The 18,887-nt window shown below is 45.4% G+C and carries 24 protein-coding genes; 19 read left to right on the forward strand and 5 right to left on the reverse strand.

Features of this window, described 5'->3' with window-relative positions; all coding sequences use genetic code 11:
- Positions 1 to 79: 79 nt before the first annotated feature.
- Positions 80 to 475 (reverse strand): globin domain-containing protein, encoded by a 396-nt coding sequence (locus IEW48_RS00985; protein ID WP_188622195.1) that lies wholly within the window; start codon positions 473 to 475, stop codon positions 80 to 82.
- 95 nt (positions 476 to 570) lie between these two features.
- Here IEW48_RS00985 and IEW48_RS00990 point away from each other — a divergent pair, with 95 nt between their 5' ends.
- The 4 genes from IEW48_RS00990 (at position 571) to IEW48_RS01005 (ending at position 3,246) form a co-directional block, all read left to right on the forward strand.
- Entirely contained in the window at positions 571 to 1,005 is a 435-nt protein-coding gene (locus IEW48_RS00990; protein ID WP_188622196.1) for a UPF0738 family protein, read from the forward strand.
- Between the two features lie 96 nt (positions 1,006 to 1,101).
- Positions 1,102 to 1,731, forward strand: coding sequence for a GTP diphosphokinase (yjbM, locus tag IEW48_RS00995; RefSeq protein WP_007503452.1), 630 nt, complete (start codon positions 1,102 to 1,104; stop codon positions 1,729 to 1,731).
- Between the two features lie 4 nt (positions 1,732 to 1,735).
- A complete protein-coding gene (locus tag IEW48_RS01000; RefSeq protein ID WP_007503451.1) occupies positions 1,736 to 2,542 on the forward strand; it encodes an NAD kinase in 807 nt (268 codons plus the stop codon).
- Between the two features lie 11 nt (positions 2,543 to 2,553).
- A complete protein-coding gene (locus IEW48_RS01005; protein WP_188622197.1) occupies positions 2,554 to 3,246 on the forward strand; it encodes an RluA family pseudouridine synthase in 693 nt (230 codons plus the stop codon).
- On the opposite strand, the gene prpE is transcribed toward IEW48_RS01005, so the two are convergent.
- Both prpE and rodA read right to left on the reverse strand, forming a co-directional pair.
- Positions 3,243 to 3,974 (reverse strand): bis(5'-nucleosyl)-tetraphosphatase PrpE, encoded by a 732-nt coding sequence (gene prpE / locus IEW48_RS01010; protein WP_188622198.1) that lies wholly within the window; start codon positions 3,972 to 3,974, stop codon positions 3,243 to 3,245. The genes IEW48_RS01005 and prpE overlap by 4 nt on opposite strands.
- A gap of 57 nt (positions 3,975 to 4,031) precedes the next feature.
- Positions 4,032 to 5,189 carry a rod shape-determining protein RodA gene (gene rodA, locus IEW48_RS01015; protein ID WP_188622199.1) on the reverse strand — a complete coding sequence of 386 codons (1,158 nt, stop codon included), beginning with the start codon at positions 5,187 to 5,189 and terminating at the stop codon, positions 4,032 to 4,034.
- A gap of 166 nt (positions 5,190 to 5,355) precedes the next feature.
- Here rodA and fabI point away from each other — a divergent pair, with 166 nt between their 5' ends.
- The 4 genes from fabI to IEW48_RS01035 all read left to right on the forward strand — a co-directional run bounded on the left by fabI (position 5,356) and on the right by IEW48_RS01035 (position 8,500).
- The gene (fabI, locus tag IEW48_RS01020) at positions 5,356 to 6,135 is read left to right on the forward strand and encodes an enoyl-ACP reductase FabI (RefSeq protein WP_188622200.1); all 780 of its coding nucleotides are present in this window, start codon (positions 5,356 to 5,358) and stop codon (positions 6,133 to 6,135) included.
- 84 nt (positions 6,136 to 6,219) lie between these two features.
- Positions 6,220 to 6,417, forward strand: a complete 198-nt coding sequence (locus IEW48_RS01025) for a hypothetical protein (protein WP_188622201.1) — start codon at positions 6,220 to 6,222, stop codon at positions 6,415 to 6,417.
- A gap of 210 nt (positions 6,418 to 6,627) precedes the next feature.
- Positions 6,628 to 7,653, forward strand: coding sequence for a glycerophosphodiester phosphodiesterase family protein (locus tag IEW48_RS01030; RefSeq protein ID WP_188622202.1), 1,026 nt, complete (start codon positions 6,628 to 6,630; stop codon positions 7,651 to 7,653).
- The gene (locus IEW48_RS01035) at positions 7,640 to 8,500 is read left to right on the forward strand and encodes a PHP domain-containing protein (protein ID WP_188622203.1); all 861 of its coding nucleotides are present in this window, start codon (positions 7,640 to 7,642) and stop codon (positions 8,498 to 8,500) included. Before IEW48_RS01030 ends, IEW48_RS01035 begins: the two co-directional genes overlap by 14 nt.
- A 9-nt stretch (positions 8,501 to 8,509) precedes the next feature.
- Here IEW48_RS01035 and IEW48_RS01040 read toward each other — a convergent pair whose 3' ends face one another.
- Together IEW48_RS01040 and IEW48_RS01045 are read right to left on the reverse strand one after the other, a co-directional pair.
- Complete coding sequence (locus IEW48_RS01040) at positions 8,510 to 8,947, reverse strand: GNAT family N-acetyltransferase (RefSeq protein WP_188622204.1); 438 nt, start codon at positions 8,945 to 8,947, stop codon at positions 8,510 to 8,512.
- Between the two features lie 11 nt (positions 8,948 to 8,958).
- Entirely contained in the window at positions 8,959 to 9,474 is a 516-nt protein-coding gene (locus IEW48_RS01045; protein WP_007503441.1) for a YjcG family protein, read from the reverse strand.
- A 174-nt stretch (positions 9,475 to 9,648) separates the two neighbouring features.
- Here IEW48_RS01045 and IEW48_RS01050 point away from each other — a divergent pair, with 174 nt between their 5' ends.
- The 11 genes from IEW48_RS01050 to IEW48_RS01100 all read left to right on the forward strand — a co-directional run bounded on the left by IEW48_RS01050 (position 9,649) and on the right by IEW48_RS01100 (position 18,766).
- Positions 9,649 to 10,191, forward strand: a complete 543-nt coding sequence (locus IEW48_RS01050) for a phosphatidylglycerophosphatase A family protein (protein ID WP_188622205.1) — start codon at positions 9,649 to 9,651, stop codon at positions 10,189 to 10,191.
- Positions 10,192 to 10,259: 68 nt separating this feature from the next.
- Entirely contained in the window at positions 10,260 to 10,430 is a 171-nt protein-coding gene (locus tag IEW48_RS01055; RefSeq protein WP_007503437.1) for a hypothetical protein, read from the forward strand.
- 45 nt (positions 10,431 to 10,475) lie between these two features.
- Positions 10,476 to 11,468, forward strand: coding sequence for a metal-dependent hydrolase (locus IEW48_RS01060; RefSeq protein ID WP_188622206.1), 993 nt, complete (start codon positions 10,476 to 10,478; stop codon positions 11,466 to 11,468).
- Positions 11,469 to 11,690: 222 nt separating this feature from the next.
- The gene (locus IEW48_RS01065; protein ID WP_188622207.1) at positions 11,691 to 11,834 is read left to right on the forward strand and encodes a hypothetical protein; all 144 of its coding nucleotides are present in this window, start codon (positions 11,691 to 11,693) and stop codon (positions 11,832 to 11,834) included.
- A gap of 185 nt (positions 11,835 to 12,019) precedes the next feature.
- Positions 12,020 to 13,342, forward strand: coding sequence for an aldehyde dehydrogenase (locus tag IEW48_RS01070; RefSeq protein ID WP_188622222.1), 1,323 nt, complete (start codon positions 12,020 to 12,022; stop codon positions 13,340 to 13,342).
- Between the two features lie 470 nt (positions 13,343 to 13,812).
- A complete protein-coding gene (locus tag IEW48_RS01075; RefSeq protein ID WP_188622208.1) occupies positions 13,813 to 14,562 on the forward strand; it encodes an urease accessory protein UreH domain-containing protein in 750 nt (249 codons plus the stop codon).
- Positions 14,563 to 14,694: 132 nt separating this feature from the next.
- A complete protein-coding gene (locus tag IEW48_RS01080; RefSeq protein ID WP_188622209.1) occupies positions 14,695 to 15,303 on the forward strand; it encodes a hypothetical protein in 609 nt (202 codons plus the stop codon).
- Between the two features lie 79 nt (positions 15,304 to 15,382).
- Positions 15,383 to 16,087 (forward strand): response regulator transcription factor, encoded by a 705-nt coding sequence (locus IEW48_RS01085; protein WP_188622210.1) that lies wholly within the window; start codon positions 15,383 to 15,385, stop codon positions 16,085 to 16,087.
- On the forward strand, positions 16,084 to 17,508 hold the full coding sequence (locus tag IEW48_RS01090; RefSeq protein WP_188622211.1) for a sensor histidine kinase: 1,425 nt from the start codon (positions 16,084 to 16,086) through the stop codon (positions 17,506 to 17,508). Before IEW48_RS01085 ends, IEW48_RS01090 begins: the two co-directional genes overlap by 4 nt.
- Positions 17,505 to 17,717 (forward strand): hypothetical protein, encoded by a 213-nt coding sequence (locus IEW48_RS01095; RefSeq protein WP_007502611.1) that lies wholly within the window; start codon positions 17,505 to 17,507, stop codon positions 17,715 to 17,717. Before IEW48_RS01090 ends, IEW48_RS01095 begins: the two co-directional genes overlap by 4 nt.
- 185 nt (positions 17,718 to 17,902) lie before the next feature.
- Positions 17,903 to 18,766 (forward strand): multicopper oxidase family protein, encoded by an 864-nt coding sequence (locus IEW48_RS01100; protein ID WP_229703895.1) that lies wholly within the window; start codon positions 17,903 to 17,905, stop codon positions 18,764 to 18,766.
- Positions 18,767 to 18,887: the final 121 nt, after the last annotated feature.

Here is an 18,887-nt window from a genome sequence, read left to right on the forward strand (position 1 = left end):
ATATGGAAGTCGGGGCTGTCTCTAATCGATTGAGGCAGCCCCAATCTTATGCGGTTTAAGCCAAATGTAAGAGGTCGATTTAATCTTTTTCATCCGGGGTATTAATCATATGTTGGGCCGTATAGGTGAAACGCATCATCATCTCCTGTTTGATACGATCCTCCAGGCCAAGCTCGTCCAGTGTCTCCTGCATGCAGGCCAGCCAGGCCCTGGCCCGAGTGGGGGTGATGGGAAAGCGCAGGTGCCGGGCTCTTAGCATGGGATGCCCGTAGGCCCGGGTATAAAGGTCCGGACCCCCGAAAAATTGGCTTAAAAACTTGAACTGTTTCTCTTTGGTCAGGGTAAAGTCATCAGGAAAAATGGGGGCCAGATCGGGATGGCGGGCCACTTTATCGTAGAAAATCTCGACCAATTGCCTTAACGTCTTTTCTCCACCAAAACGGTAGTACAAGCTCTCTTTCAATACTGGTCTCACTGTTGTCCTCCTTTCCCAGCTTCATGATCTCATCTAGCTCAAATTGGAGAGCCAATACGTACTTCTGTTAGAATAATGATGAAGGAGGAATGAGCATGAGTCAAGTATCATACATCATTGAGCGCATTGAACCCAAAAATAAGTTGATGGCCTTGTGTTTCCTGGCAGACAAAGTTTATGAGCAACTGGCTGATACTCAAGAGATCCGTCCAGTTGAACGTGTCTTAATGGATTCTGATCATAAACAGCTGATTTATGTCATAGAAATAAATGGTCAGTGGCAATACATACGTTTCCCCCTCCCTTTGTGGAAATCGATTGATCAGGTACTGGTGGGCGAACAGGATCTGTTTTTGGTCTTATCGGTGACGGAAGACGGTTTACCGTACCGCAGCGTTCCTTTAAAAAGATTTCATGAGGAGTGTGTGGAGCTGATCCGTAATATGCGCGGCAATGCCAACTATGGGGAGGATGTGGCTGATTTGGTAGAGGAACATTTTGCCCAAACCATCAACGCCCTGCTCAGCTGAAGTGGTCCAGCTCATGTCTTAATTAAGCTGGTTGGCTAAGATGGCGTGAAGCAAGTGGGTGCCAGCGTGAGATAAAATGTTAGAGGGGGTTACAGGATGCCAATCAACTGGGAAAAGGAACTGATCCCCTTTCATCAAGCGGTGGAAGAGCTGAAGATTAAATTTAAAGGTATTCGCGAAGAATATTTAAGCATGGGTATTCATTCACCTATTGAACTAGTCATGGGACGGGTGAAACCGGTGCCTAGCATATTGCAAAAAGCAGCCAGAAAAAATATTCCTGAAGATCAGATTTTAAAACGCATGAAAGATATTGCCGGTATCCGCATCATTTGCCAGTTTGTGGATGACATCTATTCAGTCGTCAAGTTAATCAAGCAACGTAATGATCTCAAAGTGTTAGGGGAAAAAGATTATGTACGCGAGCAAAAGGAGAGTGGCTACCGCAGTTATCACATTGTCATTGAGTATCCGATCCATACAGTGTCCGGCCCGCGCAATATTTTGGTGGAAATTCAAATCCGTACGCTGAGCATGAACTTCTGGGCCACTATTGAACATTCGCTTAATTACAAGTATGGGGGAGAAATTCCCACGCACATTCAGAAACGTCTGCAAAGGGCAGCCGAAGCGTCCTTTTTGCTGGATGAGGAAATGTCCAAAATCAAGGATGAAATTCAAGAAGCACAAAAAGCATTTGCCAAAAAAAACACCAGAAACAGGTGAGACGATGAAGTTTGCCATCATATCCCGCGGAGATGAACTGTCTAACCGTTTAAAAGAGGAATTGGCCTCCCAGCTAATCCAATCCCAATGTGTGGAAGACCAACGAAACCCCACGCTGGTGATCAGTGTAGGGGGAGACGGTACAATGTTGGAGGCATTTCACCGCTATGTGCATCATTTGTCCAGAGTGGCCTTTGTGGGCGTCCACACAGGGCGCCTCGGTTTTTATGCCGACTGGCGGCCGGAAGAACTTAAGGAACTGGTGGGCTTCATCACCAGAGTGTCCATCGACGGGGAAGCAAACATGAAGCTTGTCGCTTATCCCTTATTAGAAGTGCTCGTTGTGCATGAAGAGGGGCATCACTCCAGACATCTTGCCTTAAATGAATGTACGCTGAAAACAACAGAGGGGTCTTTAGTGATGAATCTGGAAGTGAATGAAGATCATTTTGAAACATTTCGCGGGGATGGGCTGTGTATTTCCACTCCTTCCGGAAGCACAGCCTACAATAAAAGCCTAGGTGGGGCCATTGTCCATCCTTCCTTGGCTTCTATTCAGATTACGGAGATGGCCTCCATAAATAACCGGGTGTACCGCACCATTGGTTCACCTCTTATTTTACCGGCTCATCACACCTGTGTGTTAAGACCGCAAAATGATGTGGCTTATCATGTGACCATTGACCACCTCACCTTGATCGAGAAAAATGTGGAGCATATCCGGCTCAAGGTGGCCAAAGAACGGATCCGCTTTGCCCGCTTTCGTCCCTTCCCATTTTGGAAGCGTGTGCGGGAGTCATTCATTGATTAGGAGGCCAGGACATGACACCAACAGAGAGGGCCTATACGCTGACCCTGACCGTCCAGGAAGGACAAGAGGGGAGGCTGGCGGCGTTTTTGCGTGAACAGCACCACTTTTCCCGGCGCTTGTTAAACAAGTTGAAGCGGGAAGGCACGGTGCAGGTCAACGGTCAAACCGCCTTTTTCCATACTCAGCTGAAAACAGGGGACAAAGTGGCGGTTTGCTTTCCAGTGGAAAAACCCAATCCAGAGCTTAAGCCGCAGCCGATGGTACTTGTCCATCAACAACTGGATGTCAGCCGGCAGCACCACGGCCTTACCCGGCGGTATTATGCCTGGGTGCACGGGGTGGTGGAGAAGGATGATGGAGAGATTGTAGCGCCGATCGGCCTGGAAGAGGGCTCCATTATTAAGCGGCGGGTGAGAAGAGACGGCCAGCCAGCCCGTACCCGCTTTCGGGTGATCCGTCGTTATGCTGACTATACGTGGCTGGAATTAACCTTGGATACGGGCCGCACCCATCAGATCCGGGTCCACTGCCAGCATATGGGGCATCCCCTCCTGGGAGACGATTTGTATGGCGGGTCACGGCACCTGATTCAGCGTCAGGCCCTGCATGCCTGTGCACTGGCCTTTGTTCACCCGCGCCATAAAAAAGTGTGCTCGTTCAGTGCACCTTTACCTGAAGATCTAAAGCGGCTGGCAGCGGGCTAATCAAGGCGGAATTTCTCGGGGACAAAGGGCAGGGAGGAGGGCACCATTTCAAATGTCAATTCAGGATAGCGCAGTCCGGTTAAATGGCCCCCAAACACACAGCCGGTATCAATGTTGACGGTGTGGTTGACGAAACGGGGCTTTTTGACCGGGGTATGGCCATACACAATCCAAGCCTCACCAGTATAATGCTTAGCCCAGTCCCGGCGGACAGGGAAGCCGTCACTGTCCTTTTCCCCGGTAATATCTCCGTACAGGCAAAAAGTTTTAACTGCTTTATTATGTTTGCCGATCATATCTTGACGAATACCGGCATGACTCACAATCAAGCGCCCGCCATCCAGCACCAAATACAAGGGGGCGTTTTCCACCAGGCGGATGAATCGGGTTTTCACCCACTTTTTTTCATCAACTTGAAGACGGTGATACTCCTCTACCGTCGTTTCCAAGCCGTGAGTGATTTGAACATTGCGCCCCAGGAAAAAACGGTATAGTTTGTCACAGTGGTTACCGGGAACGTACAGGGCCTGGCCGGCTTCGACGTGGCGGATCACGAACCGCAGCGTGTTAATGGATTGGGGCCCCCGGTCGGTAATATCGCCCACAAAGACGATCTTCCGCCCTTGGCGGTGAGAGTACAAGCCATTCTGCTCGCGGTAACCCAGCCGGCCGAGCAGGGTGAGCAATTCGCGGTAGCATCCGTGCACATCTCCAATAATATCGTACATAACGCCCTCCGAGTGATCATTCACGTTTAAGCTTAAACCGAAACGTCAACCCTAATACTAGTCAAACATGTATGTTTTGGTACGCATGTGCACATTGAGCACAATTCCCATGGCAATCATGTTGGTTAACAAGGCGCTTCCTCCGTAACTGATAAACGGGAGAGCCAGACCGGTGATGGGCATCAGACCGATGGTCATGCCGATGTTTTGAAACACCTGAAAAACCAGCATGCCAATAATTCCGGCCACCAGATAGGAGCCAAACATGTCGTTGCAGGTCAGGGCAATCTGCACCAAACGGTAAATCAAAATAAAGTAGATGGCAATTAGTATGCTGGCTCCCACGAAACCGAACTCCTCCCCAATAACGGCGAAAATAAAGTCAGTGTGAACCTCGGGGATATAGCCTCTGGATTGCACGCCCTGGTTAAAACCTGTGCCCATCAACTGCCCCGAACCAATGGCCATCAGGGATTGGATCAGCTGGTAGCCAAACTCACCCGGGCTCGAAAAAGGGTCCAGCCAGCCGTAAATCCGGTTGAGTTGGTGAGTGGCGATAATTTTGCTAAATAAATCAAAGTTGACGAAATACAAAAAGACAAGGCCGGTGACCAGCGCAATAAAGGCGGCGACCATCAACAAAATCACGCGCCAAGAAATCCCGGCTACCAGCAGCATGGTCCCCATAATGGCCAGCAGAACCAGGGAAGTCCCCAAATCGGGCTGACGCAAGATGAGAAAGAAGGGCACGATCACAACCAGGCCTGTTTTAATGGTCAGCCACAAATCTTGTTTAAATGTCGGCTTGGGCAACTTAGACTGTTCCCGAACCAGTAAATGGGCAATGGCAATGATCAGAAAAATTTTCATAAACTCTGATGGCTGAAAGTTAAAACCCAAAATGGTGATCCAGCGCTGTGCCCCTTTCTGTTCTTCACCAAAAAGCATCACCAGAACCAACAAAAGCACGCCTGCTATATAGATAGGAATGGACAAGTGCTTCAACTGGCGGTAGTCAATCACAAGAATGCTGAACATCACGGCAAAACCGGCAGCATACCAGATCATTTGCCGGATTAAATAGTCGTATGTGCCGTATTCTTCACTGACATTAGTGGCGCTGTATATGGCGATAAAACTGCCCAAAGACAGGATAAAGATCAAAAATAACAGACCATAATCCAGCCGTTGCCATATGCTTTTTTCTGTCGTCATTGTCGTTCATCCCTTATCCTGATTCTAAACTAGAAGTTTTATTCCCTATAGCATCATATAATAAATACTCAGATTACGCTAGTCACCCGTTTGAAAAACATGGTATAATGAAAAAAAAGGTTTAAGACCTGATGCTAATAGTAAATATTAAAAAAGGAGGTTTCTTATGAATCAACTATTGGCTGGAAAAACCTTCGTGATTATGGGTGTGGCCAATAAAAGGAGTATTGCCTGGGGAATTGCCAGGATTTTGCATGATGCTGGCGCCCGCTTGATCTTTACATACCAAGGTGAACGTCTGAAGAAAAATGTGGAGGAACTGGTGGCCACCCTTGAGCGGGATGATAGCCTGTTGTTGCCTTGTGACGTTACCAAGGATGACGAGATTACTGAAGCATTCGCTACGATTAAAGAAAAAGTGGGTGTGATTCACGGCCTGGCCCACTGTATTGCCTTTGCCAAAACGGAGGAACTGCAAGGAGAATTTGTCAATACATCGCGGGAAGGTTACCATCTGGCTCAAGATATCAGTGCCTACTCTCTGGTTGCGGTGGCCCGCGCAGCCAAAGATCTGATGACAGAAGGGGGCAGCATTGTCACCTTGACCTATTTGGGCGGAGAGCGCGTCGTGCCTAATTATAATGTGATGGGTGTAGCTAAAGCGGCTTTGGATGCCATTGTGAAATATTTAGCCAATGATTTGGGCCCGCGCAACATCCGGGTCAACAGCATCTCAGCCGGCCCGATCCGTACCTTGGCGGCCAAAGGCGTGAAGGACTTTAACAGCATTTTAAAAACCATTGAGGAAAAAGCACCGCTGCGCCGCACAGTGACACAGGAAGAAGTGGGTAAGACCGCCCTGTATTTGCTTAGCGATTTATCCAGCGGTGTCACGGGCGAAATCATTCACGTCGATTCCGGTTTCAATATTTTGGGTAGCGTTTAAAGACGGTTATACGTTTAGGATGATTCATAACAGGGAGAAAGGGGAATATACATAGTAAGAAGACACAGGTCGAGGTGACCCCCGATGGGCTATTACCCCCCTTATCTCCCTGACTCGTACCGGCTGGCCATGAATATGATCCCTCCTGTACAGCCCAAAATTACCAAAGTGCAAGCGGTAAGCAAAAAAGAAGTGAACTCAGCTGCCAAACGATATGCCAGATGGCCGGAAGAGATGAAGCGCGACACTAGAAAAGGCATCCATTTTGACGAATATATCTAAATTGGGTATAATAGAAATGGAGTAACACCCTCTGCTTAAACAGAGGGTCTTTTTTATGCTTGCAAATAGGTACAAGACATAATCAGAGCATCGCGTGTATCACCATAACGGACTTACCAACTTTTACATCATCTCGCAACAGATTTCTGCTTTTATTTTTTACATATAAGCGGTATGATGAAAACAGAATTAATATGGGAGAGAAGCCCGATGGAAACACGTATTCATCATGCGCCGACGCCATATTTGCGTGCCCAGCGCAAGAAGAAAAAGCCAATCTTCAAAATCATCATAAGTGTTTTCTTTCTTTTGGTTTTGGCCTATTTGATCTTGTTTCTCATCGTTGTACCCGAACGGCCCGATTATCCTTTTTTTGAGGGGGACAAAAAGCCGCTTGTGATCGCCCATAGGGGCGGGGCTGCCCTTGCGCCGGAGAACACGTTGCTTGCCTTTGAACAGGCGCTTGAACTGGGGGTTGATGTGATTGAATTTGATGTGCATATGACCCGGGACGGTCATCTTGTTGTGATTCATGATGAAACGGTGGACCGGACCACTGACGGGGAAGGCCGGGTGGACGCACTGACCTTGGATCAAATTAAGGCTTTGGATGCGGCTTATACTTTCCGGGATATTAGGGGCAATTACATTTTCCGGAACCAAGGCGTCACCATTCCCACCGTGGAAAAAGTTTTTAAAGCCTTTCCTAGCGCTAGGATGCTGATCGAGTTAAAGTATGCCGAACCAGATGAGGAGTCCCCTGGTTACTTCCCCGGCGTGATCGGAGCTGGCGAAACAGTCAAGCAAGTCATGGCCCGCAAGTTGTGGGAATTGATTGAGGCGTACAATATGGAGGATCAGGTGCTTGTGGCCTCTTTTGATGATGAAATCCTTTCCTATTTTCAGAGTTATGCCCAGGGGCGGGTGCCGATTGTTGCCGGACAGCAAGAGGCGATACGCTTTGCTTTTTATCACAAAACTTTCCTCAGTCGGTTGTACCGGCCGCAAGCGGATGTGATGTCCCTGCCGCCGGAGCTTAACTTCTTCAATTTAACCGACCAGCGGTTGATTAATGGTGCCAAAAAATTAAACATGCCCATCTTTTACTGGACAATCAATGAAGAAGAGGTCATACGCGATCTGCTTCTGAAGGGTGTGGATGGTATCATTACCGATCGTCCTGACTTACTGATTCGTGTGATGAATGAAATGGAGGAGTTCAATGGCAACCATTGATTTGCATACCCATACCACTGCTTCTGACGGAACCAATCCCCCGGCCGAAAATGTGCGTCTGGCCAGGGAAAAGGGACTAAAAGCCATTGCCATTACTGATCATGATACGGTAGGCGGTATAGAAGAGGCACTGGCGGCCGGGCGTGAATGTGGAGTAGAAGTAGTTCCTGGTATTGAAATCAGTACATTGCGTCATGGTCAAGATGTGCATGTATTGGGTTACTTCATTGATTATCAGCAGGAAGGCCTCCATCATGAGCTGCACAAGTTGCGTGATGTGCGTGCGAAGCGCAACGAGATGATGGTGGCCCGCCTTAATGAGCTGGGAATTGAGATCACCATGGAAGAAGTCCGGGCCAAGCAGACAGAGCCTGAAGGAAACATTGGTCGCCCTCACATTGCCGAAGTGTTGATGGACAAAGGCATTGTTGATTCGATGGAGGAAGCTTTTGAGAAATATTTAGGCCGGGAAGGAAAAGCCTATGTCAATCCTCCGCGCATTTCTCCTGAAGATGCGGTCCGCTTGATCTTGCGTTATGGAGGCATTCCGGTTTTGGCCCATCCCGGTCTGTATGATGATGATCCGTTAATAGAAGAACTTGTGGCGCTTGGTTTAAAGGGGATAGAGGTGTACCATCCGGATCACACAGACAGGGAGATTGAGAAATACAGCCGCATTGCCGCAGAACTTCAGTTGATTGCCACTGGAGGCTCTGACTTTCACGGGGAACGGAACGGACACATCTTCCACTCAGATTTGGGTTCACAGCCGGTTCCGGCTGAAGTCCTGGAAAAATTAAAGCAGCTGAAGCACATGCGTGATAATCGCGCAAAAAAAGAGTTGTAAGCCATCGCTTTACAACTCTTTTTTCATTTTGACATGCATCATACCGGCTTCTTCAAAGCGTTCAGGTGAAGCGAGCTCATACCCCAGGTTTTCATAAAAACCGATCACTTGCTCCTGGGCATGGAGCACAAGTGTTTTAAGCCCCTGGGCTCTGGCCTCTTCTTCGATGGTTTTCATCACTTGTTCCCCTAGTCCTTTGCCACGGTGGGAGGGTAAAACACAGATCCGTTCCACTTTCCCTACAGAGGGAGAGACAGGGCGCAGACGCCCGGCTGCCACAGGTTGGATCCCTTTATAGACCACAAAGTGATCGCAGTCTTGTTCAAACTCGTCAATTTCCAGTTCAGCAGGCACCTTTTGTTCGTTTACAAATACGGCTGTCCGCACGTGATGGGCATCTTTTAAGGCCTGTTCTGATTGAACCTTTTGAACGGTGTACGACGGCATGGCTGCACCCCCTACACCTTCTGGCCAAGCAAAAAGGTTTCATAAGTGGTCCAAGCTTCATTCTCCAACTGATAGAGAAGATGGAAACGGGTAGCTGTAAAAGTGAACTCAAACGTCTTCATCCGTAAGCGGCCATAGACATCGTGCAGCTCGTCGTCAGACATCTCTTGTCCAATCGTAATATGTGGAACAAAAGGATATTTTCGTTCATGCATCAGTGGAGGTTCATGTAATTTATTGTGCAAAGCTGTCAACAGTGGCTCTTCTTTAATGGCCAGATAAAGGACATTATTCGTTGGATGGAAATGGCTCACTTTGTAAATATGAAGGGGAATCGGCTCCGTTTCTTGAGCCACCTGGCGTAAATACTGAACAATTTCAGGCAGTTGATCTTCATTGGCTTCAAAAGCTTCTTTAATCGTTATATGAGGTGCAATAAGAGAATAACGGGGGTCATAACGTTTGCGAAATGAATTGGCAAGATCTTGAATGTTTTTGGGCGGAAAAATGGCTATGCCTAAATTCATGATGTGTACCCTCCTTCTTCGCCTAGACATACTTATTGTACCATATTTTAGCGTTTGTCACTCCCCTTTTACAACCGAATATGTTAAAATGATAGGACTAATTGTTCAATTGGGAATTATAAATGGGTTTAGCGTTTGTTTGTAACGGGTAATGGGAAATGGGGAGGTTATGCTATGAACAACAGAGTGCACAGTAAAGATGTTAAACAAGCCGCTTTAGATCTTCTGCGCAAGAGAGGTGTCACCATCCAGGATATCGCTGAGATTGTATATAAAATGCAATCGCCATACAAGCCTGATCTGAGTATGACGGCATGCGTGGAGTCTGTTGAAGCCGTCTTGGATAAGAGGGAAGTTCAGCATGCCCTCTTGGTGGGGATTGAGCTGGATATACTTGCTGAGAAAAAAATGTTGTCTGAGCCGTTGCAAAGTATTGTCGAGAATGATGAGGGTTTATTCGGTTGTGATGAAACTTTAGCCTTAGGTTCTGTCTTTGGTTACGGCAGCATTGCTGTGACCACCTTTGGCTATTTGGATAAAGAGAAAGTGGGCATTGTCAAAAAGCTGGATTCTAAGATCGGGTCTCATGTTAATACATTTCTTGATGACCTGGTATGCAGTATCGCCGCCAGCGCTTCCAGCAGGTTGGCCCACCGCCTGCGGGATTTAGAGGAAGCGGAAGAAGAAGTGGAACAAAGAGAAGAACAAGCAGGATAATTTGACATGAAATCCAGTTCATTTGGATAAGATGATAATAGACCAAGTTAACGCAGGTGTGAGGGAGCATGAACTGGATTTATTGGGGTAAACTGTACGACAGTAAATTTCAAGCCAACTGCTTAAAAATGCGTATTGAACATGATTGGTGGCTGATGGGCCGTCATACCCCTCAGATGGTTGAGGTGTTTAAGGTGAAAAGTGGAAAATATGGTGTACGGTTTAGCTGGGAGGCATAATCCCGGCTTTTTACCTTTAAGATTTTTGTTAAAAGGAAGGGTATAATGGATACGGCGAGTCATTTTCTGATCGGGGTCGGACTTGGCGGTTTGGCCCATCTTCATCCTGAAGTAGCATCCATTCCTGGGGCAGGGCTGGCTGTCACTATTGGAACTGTGCTTGCCTCTCAGGCCCCTGACTTTGATTGTGTTTACCGCTTCAAAGGGGATGCTGCCTATTTCAAATATCACCGGGGGATTTCCCACTCCATTCCCTTTTGGTTCATTTGGCCCACGCTGATCACGCTGTTGATTATCCCCTTTGTTGATGGACTGGCTTGGACTTTGCTGTGGATATGGTGTTTTATCGCTGTGCTTATTCATGTAGGTCTTGATGTCTTGAACACATACGGTACACAAGCGCTACGTCCGTTCAAAGAGGACTGGCTCGCCAAAGATGTGTTGATGATTTTGGACCCTTATATTTTTCTCACTCAACTGACCGGGGTCTTCTTGTGGTGGACAGGGCTTGTTTCTCCAGGGCCATTATTTGCTTGGATTAACGGAATAACCTTACTCTATATTGGGGTACGGATTTATCTTCATCGCTTGCAGCTGGCCAGAGCAGCAAAGCTGTATCGGGAATTTGAACCGATGCGGATGTGTGTGACGCCTACATTTCGCTTCAACACCTGGCAAGTTGTGGTTGAAACCGATCATCACTTTATTTTAGGCCGTTTAAAAAATGGAGTGTACCAGGAGGAAATGCGTCTTGAGAAATGCGCAAGCCGCTCTTGGTATCGCTGGAGAGAAAAAAGTGATGTTGTGGACTCATTTTTGTATTTTGCCAAATACGTCTATTTTGAACAGCACCGTGACGGAGACATGCTGCGCATGAAATGGACGGACCTGCGCTTCCGCTTTGGCCAGTCCTTCCCTTTTCAGGCAGTGCTGGAGGTGGATAAAACCGGAAAGATTATAAAGGAAACCATCGGATGGGGCCATGAAGAGGATAACAAAGTAAATATGTTCGAGGTTTTAAAAGAAGCGGTTAAGTAAGGAGTGTGTCAGAAGGTCTTCCACTACTTGATGATGACACCGACAGCCCCCACTAAATAACCGCCTTTGATCAGCCAGCCGGTTGGATCAAGGGGAGCCATATTGGCCAGCAAGAGTAACGGAAATACTAAATATAACAGGTTTCTTAAGAAATTAGGATTAGCTTATGCGACAAATCTATCAAGGGTGCTTCGGTTTTGCTAAGTTGAGCCGGTAGGTGAGTTGCGTCCAATTGATCAACCTGTTGAAGCACTGACGGTGATGACGGATAAAGACAGGGTGAGGGTGGTGGCCGGAGATGCAGGTGCAACGTCTGCCGAAGTGATCAACGAGAAGAACAATGGCGACAGAAAAAAACAAAAGTGAAGAATGTGTGTCAAACCTGTCCAAGCGATTTCCGTCTAATGGAGATCGCTTTTTTGTATGGTCAGTTATCTTGGTTTTCCTTATGATAGAAATATGACAATAAACAGCACCAAGTCTCATTTTTGAGAAGGGATGGAAATAAAGTGTACGGCCAACTTGTTCATAAGCAAAGACAATTTTTTGACATGGGCAAGACTAAAGATCTTAACTTCCGCCTGGAAGCCTTACAAAGGTTAAGGCAGGCAATTGCGTCTCGAGAACAGGATTTGCTCACAGCCCTCAAAGCCGATTTGAACAAACCTGAGTTAGAAGCCTATGCCACAGAAATTGGCATTATTTTGAGTGAGATTCGCTTTGTCTTGAAAAGGTTAAAATCGTGGGTCAAACCAAGAAGAGTGAAAACGCCTGTTACCCTTTTGGGGGCAAGAAGTTACATTTACCCCGAACCTTATGGTGTCACCCTGATCATCTCCCCCTGGAATTATCCCTTGCAACTTGCTGTTTCACCCTTAATCGGCGCCATCGCAGCAGGAAACTGTGCGGTTGTCAAACCTTCTGAACTCACCCCCCATACATCGGCGGTCCTTGCTGAACTGATTGGAGATATTTTTCCAGAGAACTACGTTGCGGTTGTACAAGGGGGAGCAGATGTGAGCACCGCGCTGCTTCAAGAGAAATGGGACTATATTTTCTTTACAGGCGGTGCGCACATCGGAAAAAAGGTGATGGAAGCGGCTTCCAAACATTTAACGCCAGTCACTCTGGAACTAGGCGGCAAGAGCCCATGTTTTGTCCATCGCGATGCCAATCTTGATTTAGCTGCCAAGAGAATTGTGTGGGGTAAATTTCTTAATGCCGGCCAAACATGTGTGGCCCCGGATTATGTGTATGTGCATTATGAAATCAAAGAGGACTTGATCGGGCGCATCAAGACTTACATTGCGCAATTCTACGGTGAAGATGCTATTCAAAACGGCCGCTATACACGAATTGTCAATCAGAAGCATTTTGACCGCCTAACCGCCTTGTTGGATTCAGGCACGATACGCATTGGCGGTAAGGCTAACCGTGACAAACTTACGATTGAACCAACAGTGCTTGATGAGGTGAGCTGGGATGACCCTGTGATGCAAGAAGAGATTTTTGGCCCTATTCTGCCCATATTGGACTATCAGGATCTAGATCAGGCACTGGAGACTGTACGGATACGCTCCAAGCCTCTGGCGCTGTATGTCTTTTCCGAAAGCAAAACCGTTCAGGATAAGCTGATCCGCCATCTTTCCTTTGGTGGCGGGTGTGTCAATGATACGATTCTGCATGTTGCCTCACCTTATTTACCCTTTGGCGGGGTAGGCGAAAGCGGCATGGGTGCCTATCATGGCAAAAGGAGTTTCGATACCTTTTCCCACGAAAAAAGCATTGTTAAACAGACAACTTTGTTTGACCTACCTTTTCGCTATCCCAACGTCAAAAAAGGCCTGCAATTGGTGAAAAGGTTTTTAAAGTAAAATTCATGCTTGATAACCATTGGAATAATACATGATTTCTTCATAACTTCATCACAGTATTATCAAATTTTTAGGGTATATATTTAGTGAAAACTAGAAAGGAGGAAACACAAATGCAAAACAAAAAACTGATGTTGGTGATGTCATTTGCTCTAGCAGCCGTATTGGTGAGTGGTCTTCCTTTTTCATGGTAATGATAAGTATAAGTATAAGAATGCTTCTTGAACCATTTTTTAAAAAAAGAAGAAACAAAGAAGAGTTGCAATCTCTCCTTTGAATGAAAAATAGATAATTGAAAACATGCTAAGTTAAATCATGAATGGTCTTCCTATACTTGTAGCTTCCATGATTTGGATGTAAATTCCATAATGTTAAAATATAGTCTTCATAGTTTTATCACATTTAATGTTTATAGTAGATAACAAAGTCATTTGAGAAACGAGACGACAAGTTCAAAGGAGCAGTACACTATGGATTGGTATATTCAGTTTGTGCAATGGTTATCTTTTATCAGCGAGCCCTTAAGTAATCTTTATCATTCTCAACAAACTCCGGTGCTTGGAGCCTTATTGTTAGGGATATTAGGTGCTGTAGCCCCTTGCCAGATTTCAGCTAACATGGGGGCCATCTCTTATACAACAAACCGAATGGCACAAGGTAAGAAATGGCTTGCCGAAATCCTGAGTTTTTTTGCAGGGAAAACTTTCGTGTATTTTTTATTAGGAGTATTGGTTCTGTTGATAGGCAAAGAGCTAGAAGCCCTGACCATACCGGTCTTCCAAGTGACTCGGAAAATCATTGGGCCTTTGTTTTTGATTGCGGGTCTTTATTTTGTTGGTTGGATTAAAATCAGGGGAGTATTTACGGAAAGATTACTTAAATATCAAGGCCTAACCGAGAAGTTTTCCGGCAATAAGCGGGCTTTCTCTTTGGGAGTTTTATTGTCTCTCGCCTTTTGCCCCACTATGTTTTTAATCTTTTTTGGTTTATTGATACCTTTGGTGTTAGGTACATCTGGATATGGATTTATACTGCCATTATTGTTTTCAATAGGTACGTTTATGCCTGTGTTACTTTTCCTGGGGTTGGCTTTTGGCTTTGGAGTGGATCGTACCTTTATGAAGAAATCAAAAAGAATAGGACGGATCATTCAGGGCGTCACAGGTATCATTTTCATTGTGCTTGGTATTCATGACATTATTTTATACTGGACCGGGTAGCGTTCAGGAAATACAAGAACACCCGAAAGATTAATCATTTTTTTAAATTTTATTTAGTTCAGAACGATAGACATAGTCGGGGTATACGATCATATTATAGTATAGATATTGAAAGAATAGGTGGTATAAAAGATGTATGATCATATACCCTTGGTTGGTTTGTATATCATCGTCGTTTTATGGGTCATCTGTTTTGCTTTTGTGTTTCACCGTCACATTACAAGTATGGCCGGTATGGTGGCTGCCATGGGGATTGGCATGACCAGCGGGCTAGGTATAGGCATGGTTTTAGGCATTGCCCAAGGGGAATATTTTTTACAAGCAATCATCATGGGCATGTTGGTCGGGATGATCTTTGGTCTTTTGGCAGGAAGTCCTTTTGGTTTGGCGGCCATAGTGGATGGGATTTCATCTGGTATTATGGGTGGGATGATGGGAGCCATGACTGGAGCAATGATCCCTCCTGAACATGGACTGTCTATGATTAAAATTATCTTTGTGTTGTCAATGGGAATGTATTTTATTATTTATTTGCTGCTTCACCAGGAAGCAGATCTCCATAAGAGCAGATCAGAGCTAACGGGATGGGTCAAAAGCATGTTGTCCAAACCTTCTCTGCTCTTTATTATTGTTTGTATCTTTCTTATTCAGATCTACCAAATGGAGGGAACAAAAGTTAAGCACGAACTAGATGATGCACCACATCCTTCTCACGGTATGGTGGTGGAGGAAGGCCCTTGATCATCACATTTTTATCACATTTTAGATTTAAAATATGAAATAAGACATAAAACAAAGGCTTGAAAAATGAGGGATTGAAGTGAATAAATTTCATATTCTTATTGTTGACGATGAATGGAACATGAGAAACTTGTTACGCATTCATTTGACTAAAGCAGGATTTCAAGTGAGTGAAGCCAAAAATGGACAGGAAGCATTAGAACTGTTAGAGCAACATAATGTAGACTTAATTATTCTTGATTTAATGATGCCGGATATGGATGGTTTGGATGTATGTGCAAAGATTCGCCAAACAAAGCAGACACCTATCCTCATGTTGACGGCTCGAACAGACACAAAGGATAAGGTTGATGGGCTTAATGTCGGAGCGGATGACTACTTGACCAAGCCGTTTGAAGCGGAGGAGCTCGTTGCCCGGGTGCATGCTTTGCTTAGAAGGGCTTATAGGGGAGAAGCACAATTAAATAAACGGATATTAACGTTTCGTAAGTTAAAAATCGATCCGGCAGGAAGAAAAGTGATCGTTGCCGGACAACCTGTTCATTTTACGCCAAAAGAGTTTAGCCTGTTATTATTACTGGCCAGTCATCCTGAACGCGTATTTACGCGAGAACATTTGCTATACCACATTTGGGGAGAAGATTATTTTGGGGATGAACGAACGGTTGATACCCATATTAAAAGTATACGGGCTAAGTTTCGTCAAGCGGGCCTGTCCTATAATCCCATCCAGACAGTATGGGGAGTAGGCTACAAGTTTAAGGGACGTGAAGGGCAGACATGAACCTCAATCGAATTGATGTCAAATTAGGTGTAATGATTATGCTTCTGTTTCTGGTTCTTTTGCTTCCTTTGGGATTTGTTATCAATCAAATTTTCTCTGGTTTTTATTTTACAAAGGTCCAAGAGGAAACCAGCCGATTGTCAGCCCAATATGCCCAACTGATTGCCAGACACCCTGACCATATGATGATACCGATGATTGAAATGATGGCCCAATTTTCTCAAGTAAGAATATTTATTATCAATCCTGAAGGCCAAATTATCGCTGTTGCCAATGTCCCGGGGCTTAATAAAGGCGATTCAATCATGTTGGAAGAATTAGATGCTCTTGCCCTTGGACAAACCATCGAAACAACCTATACAGATCCGGAGGGTAAACCGTATTATATGACCGGTACCCCGATCATGGATCAACAGTCATTCTATGGAGGGGTGTTTGTCTTATCATCCATAGAAGGGATTTACCAGTCCCTGCGTGGGGTTCGGAATTTGTTGATTCTGGCAGGATTTGGTGCTTTTTTTATTGCTTTAGGGTTTACAATGGTGTTATCCAGGTCTTTGTCCCGACCGTTGCTTCAAATGGAAAGGGCAGCACGCAAAATTGCCAAAGGGAAATTGGAGACCCGGGTGGAAGTTGGTACAACAGATGAAATAGGTTCACTAGCGATGGCGATTAACGATTTAGCCAGGGATTTAAAACGCTACAGAGATACAAGGAGAGAATTCTTGGCCAATATTTCCCATGAATTACGAACACCTCTCACCTATTTGGAAGGGTACGCCAAAGTACTAAAAGAAGGGTTGTATCAATCTCTAGAGGAAAGGGATAAATATTTGGATATTATTCAAAAAGAGACCAAACGGTTAAACCAATTGATTAATGACTTATCTGAACTGGCTAAAATGGAGGAAGGAAGAATCAGTTTAAATTTCCAATGGGTGGACATTGCGGAAGTGTTGGAAAGTGTCTTATCCAAAACTTCATTAAAAGCCAAAGAGAAAGGATTGCTTGTCCAGGTTGATATTGAGGACGATCTTCCCTTATTGTATGGTGACGGCTTAAGACTAGAACAAATCTTTTTAAACTTAGTGGAGAATGCCATTCGTTATACAGATGCAGGAACTGTGTCTGTTCAAGCCAAGCTTGTTGGTCAGAAAATCATAAAAACGATTGTTGAAGATACAGGCAGAGGGATACCAGAAGAGGAGCTGCCTTATATATTTGAACGGTTTTACCGCGTAGAAAAATCCCGTTCACGTCAGCATGGCGGCTCAGGTCTGGGATTAGCGATTGTAAAGAAGTTGGTCGAATTGCATGGTGGAGATATTATGGTTTCAAGTCTGCCAGGAAAAGGGACCCGTTTTGAGGTTGATTTTCCAGTAAAAGTTACTCTCCAAGACCAAGAGGAGGGAGGGAAATGAAAAGATTAGACTGGGTTATCGCTGTGATGTTGGTTATTATTGGATTATCTTGCTTGACCATGTCAGCCACATGGATGTTGAATCCAAATTCGATAAGACAGTATTTTTTTACCTTCTTTCATATATGTTTTTGGGCTGTTTTGCCGGTTATGATCACTGTTGTTATATATTTAATATTAAGATTTAAAGATAACACACCTGATAAATAGATTAAGTCTGTATCTTAGTGTATAACAGTGGGCACTTTTCACAGATAGCCGTGACGCGGGTCAGGCTTAACTTTGTTTAAAGGATCTTGGGAAAGTCCTCTTGTTTCATATTTTCTTCACAATTTTTGTTTATAATAGACGTTACCAAAAAAATAGCGACTCAACAAGAAAGGGAGAGGGACCAGATGCATAGAATCTTGAAGGCAACACTCATAACAATAGGGTTAATCATCGTGCTTGTTGGTTGCAGCGCGCCTGTTGCAGATGATGCTGAACAGGTAAGCGATCCGGCCAAAGAGGAAAACCGTGATGACCCGATTAAGGAGGAGAATGGAAAAGTTGAGATCGATCTAAACGCAACCGAAACTCAGTGGATGTTTAACGATGAACTGATGGCAGACATTTGGTCTTACAACGGTTCTCTGCCCGGAAAAGAAATTCGTGTCCGTGAAGGAGACCAGGTGGTTGTCCGTTTTAGCAATGAACTCGATGTGCCAACGGCTGTCCATTTCCATGGGGTTCCTGTTCCTAACGAGATGGATGGGGTGCCCGGCGTCACTCAAAACGCGGTGATGCCAGGGGAGACGTTTGTCTATGAGTTTGTGGCTGATGCTCCAGGGACCTACTGGTATCACTCCCACCAGGACGGAGCTAATCAGGTGGGCAAAGGATTGTACGGGGCATTCATTGTGGAACCTGTGGACCAGCCAGATTATGACCTTGACCAGGTGATCATGATCGGTGAATGGTCTTCCATGGACATGGCGCACGGAGATATGGAGCATAGTGAAATGGAACACGGCCATCACGGGAACATGGATCATCATGGCATGCATGATGGGGAAGGTCACGGAGATGGCCATATGGAACATCATGAGCTGGACCACGACGTAAACCATGAACAGATGTCCCACGATGAGATGATGAAATTAATGTACGATACGTTACTTATTAACGGGAAAGCAGGGGAAGCCATTGAGCCCATCAAAGTGCAAGAAGGGGATACTGTCAAGTTACGGTTTGTCAATACGGGCCTTTTTACCGTGTGAGTCAAGTATTTCCGGGCAGAGTTTTTTATCCCCATCATGGATGTAAGCGGATTCATTGTTTGAGGGTACTCTCTTGGTCATTTCTTATCCTGTTTTAAAAACCAACCAATCCCTTCAGTGC

Origin of the sequence: Caldalkalibacillus thermarum, assembly GCF_014644735.1 — a bacterium.
Taxonomy (GTDB): domain Bacteria; phylum Bacillota; class Bacilli; order Caldalkalibacillales; family Caldalkalibacillaceae; genus Caldalkalibacillus; species Caldalkalibacillus thermarum.

Coding starts and splice junctions, on each gene's coding strand:
- IEW48_RS01045 (WP_007503441.1), bottom strand. CDS start 9,474: ATGAATTTAGGCATAGCCATTTTTCCGCCCAAAAACATTCAAGATCTT.
- IEW48_RS01040 (WP_188622204.1), bottom strand. CDS start 8,947: ATGCCGTCGTACACCGTTCAAAAGGTTCAATCAGAACAGGCCTTAAAA.
- IEW48_RS01030 (WP_188622202.1), top strand. CDS start 6,628: ATGGAAACACGTATTCATCATGCGCCGACGCCATATTTGCGTGCCCAG.
- IEW48_RS01080 (WP_188622209.1), top strand. CDS start 14,695: ATGTATGATCATATACCCTTGGTTGGTTTGTATATCATCGTCGTTTTA.
- IEW48_RS00990 (WP_188622196.1), top strand. CDS start 571: ATGAGTCAAGTATCATACATCATTGAGCGCATTGAACCCAAAAATAAG.
- IEW48_RS01100 (WP_229703895.1), top strand. CDS start 17,903: ATGCATAGAATCTTGAAGGCAACACTCATAACAATAGGGTTAATCATC.
- fabI (WP_188622200.1), top strand. CDS start 5,356: ATGAATCAACTATTGGCTGGAAAAACCTTCGTGATTATGGGTGTGGCC.
- IEW48_RS01070 (WP_188622222.1), top strand. CDS start 12,020: ATGGGCAAGACTAAAGATCTTAACTTCCGCCTGGAAGCCTTACAAAGG.
- IEW48_RS01000 (WP_007503451.1), top strand. CDS start 1,736: ATGAAGTTTGCCATCATATCCCGCGGAGATGAACTGTCTAACCGTTTA.
- IEW48_RS01055 (WP_007503437.1), top strand. CDS start 10,260: ATGAACTGGATTTATTGGGGTAAACTGTACGACAGTAAATTTCAAGCC.
- IEW48_RS01035 (WP_188622203.1), top strand. CDS start 7,640: ATGGCAACCATTGATTTGCATACCCATACCACTGCTTCTGACGGAACC.
- yjbM (WP_007503452.1), top strand. CDS start 1,102: ATGCCAATCAACTGGGAAAAGGAACTGATCCCCTTTCATCAAGCGGTG.
- IEW48_RS01095 (WP_007502611.1), top strand. CDS start 17,505: ATGAAAAGATTAGACTGGGTTATCGCTGTGATGTTGGTTATTATTGGA.
- prpE (WP_188622198.1), bottom strand. CDS start 3,974: ATGTACGATATTATTGGAGATGTGCACGGATGCTACCGCGAATTGCTC.
- IEW48_RS01025 (WP_188622201.1), top strand. CDS start 6,220: ATGGGCTATTACCCCCCTTATCTCCCTGACTCGTACCGGCTGGCCATG.
- IEW48_RS01075 (WP_188622208.1), top strand. CDS start 13,813: ATGGATTGGTATATTCAGTTTGTGCAATGGTTATCTTTTATCAGCGAG.
- IEW48_RS01005 (WP_188622197.1), top strand. CDS start 2,554: ATGACACCAACAGAGAGGGCCTATACGCTGACCCTGACCGTCCAGGAA.
- IEW48_RS01050 (WP_188622205.1), top strand. CDS start 9,649: ATGAACAACAGAGTGCACAGTAAAGATGTTAAACAAGCCGCTTTAGAT.
- rodA (WP_188622199.1), bottom strand. CDS start 5,189: ATGACGACAGAAAAAAGCATATGGCAACGGCTGGATTATGGTCTGTTA.
- IEW48_RS01090 (WP_188622211.1), top strand. CDS start 16,084: ATGAACCTCAATCGAATTGATGTCAAATTAGGTGTAATGATTATGCTT.
- IEW48_RS01060 (WP_188622206.1), top strand. CDS start 10,476: ATGGATACGGCGAGTCATTTTCTGATCGGGGTCGGACTTGGCGGTTTG.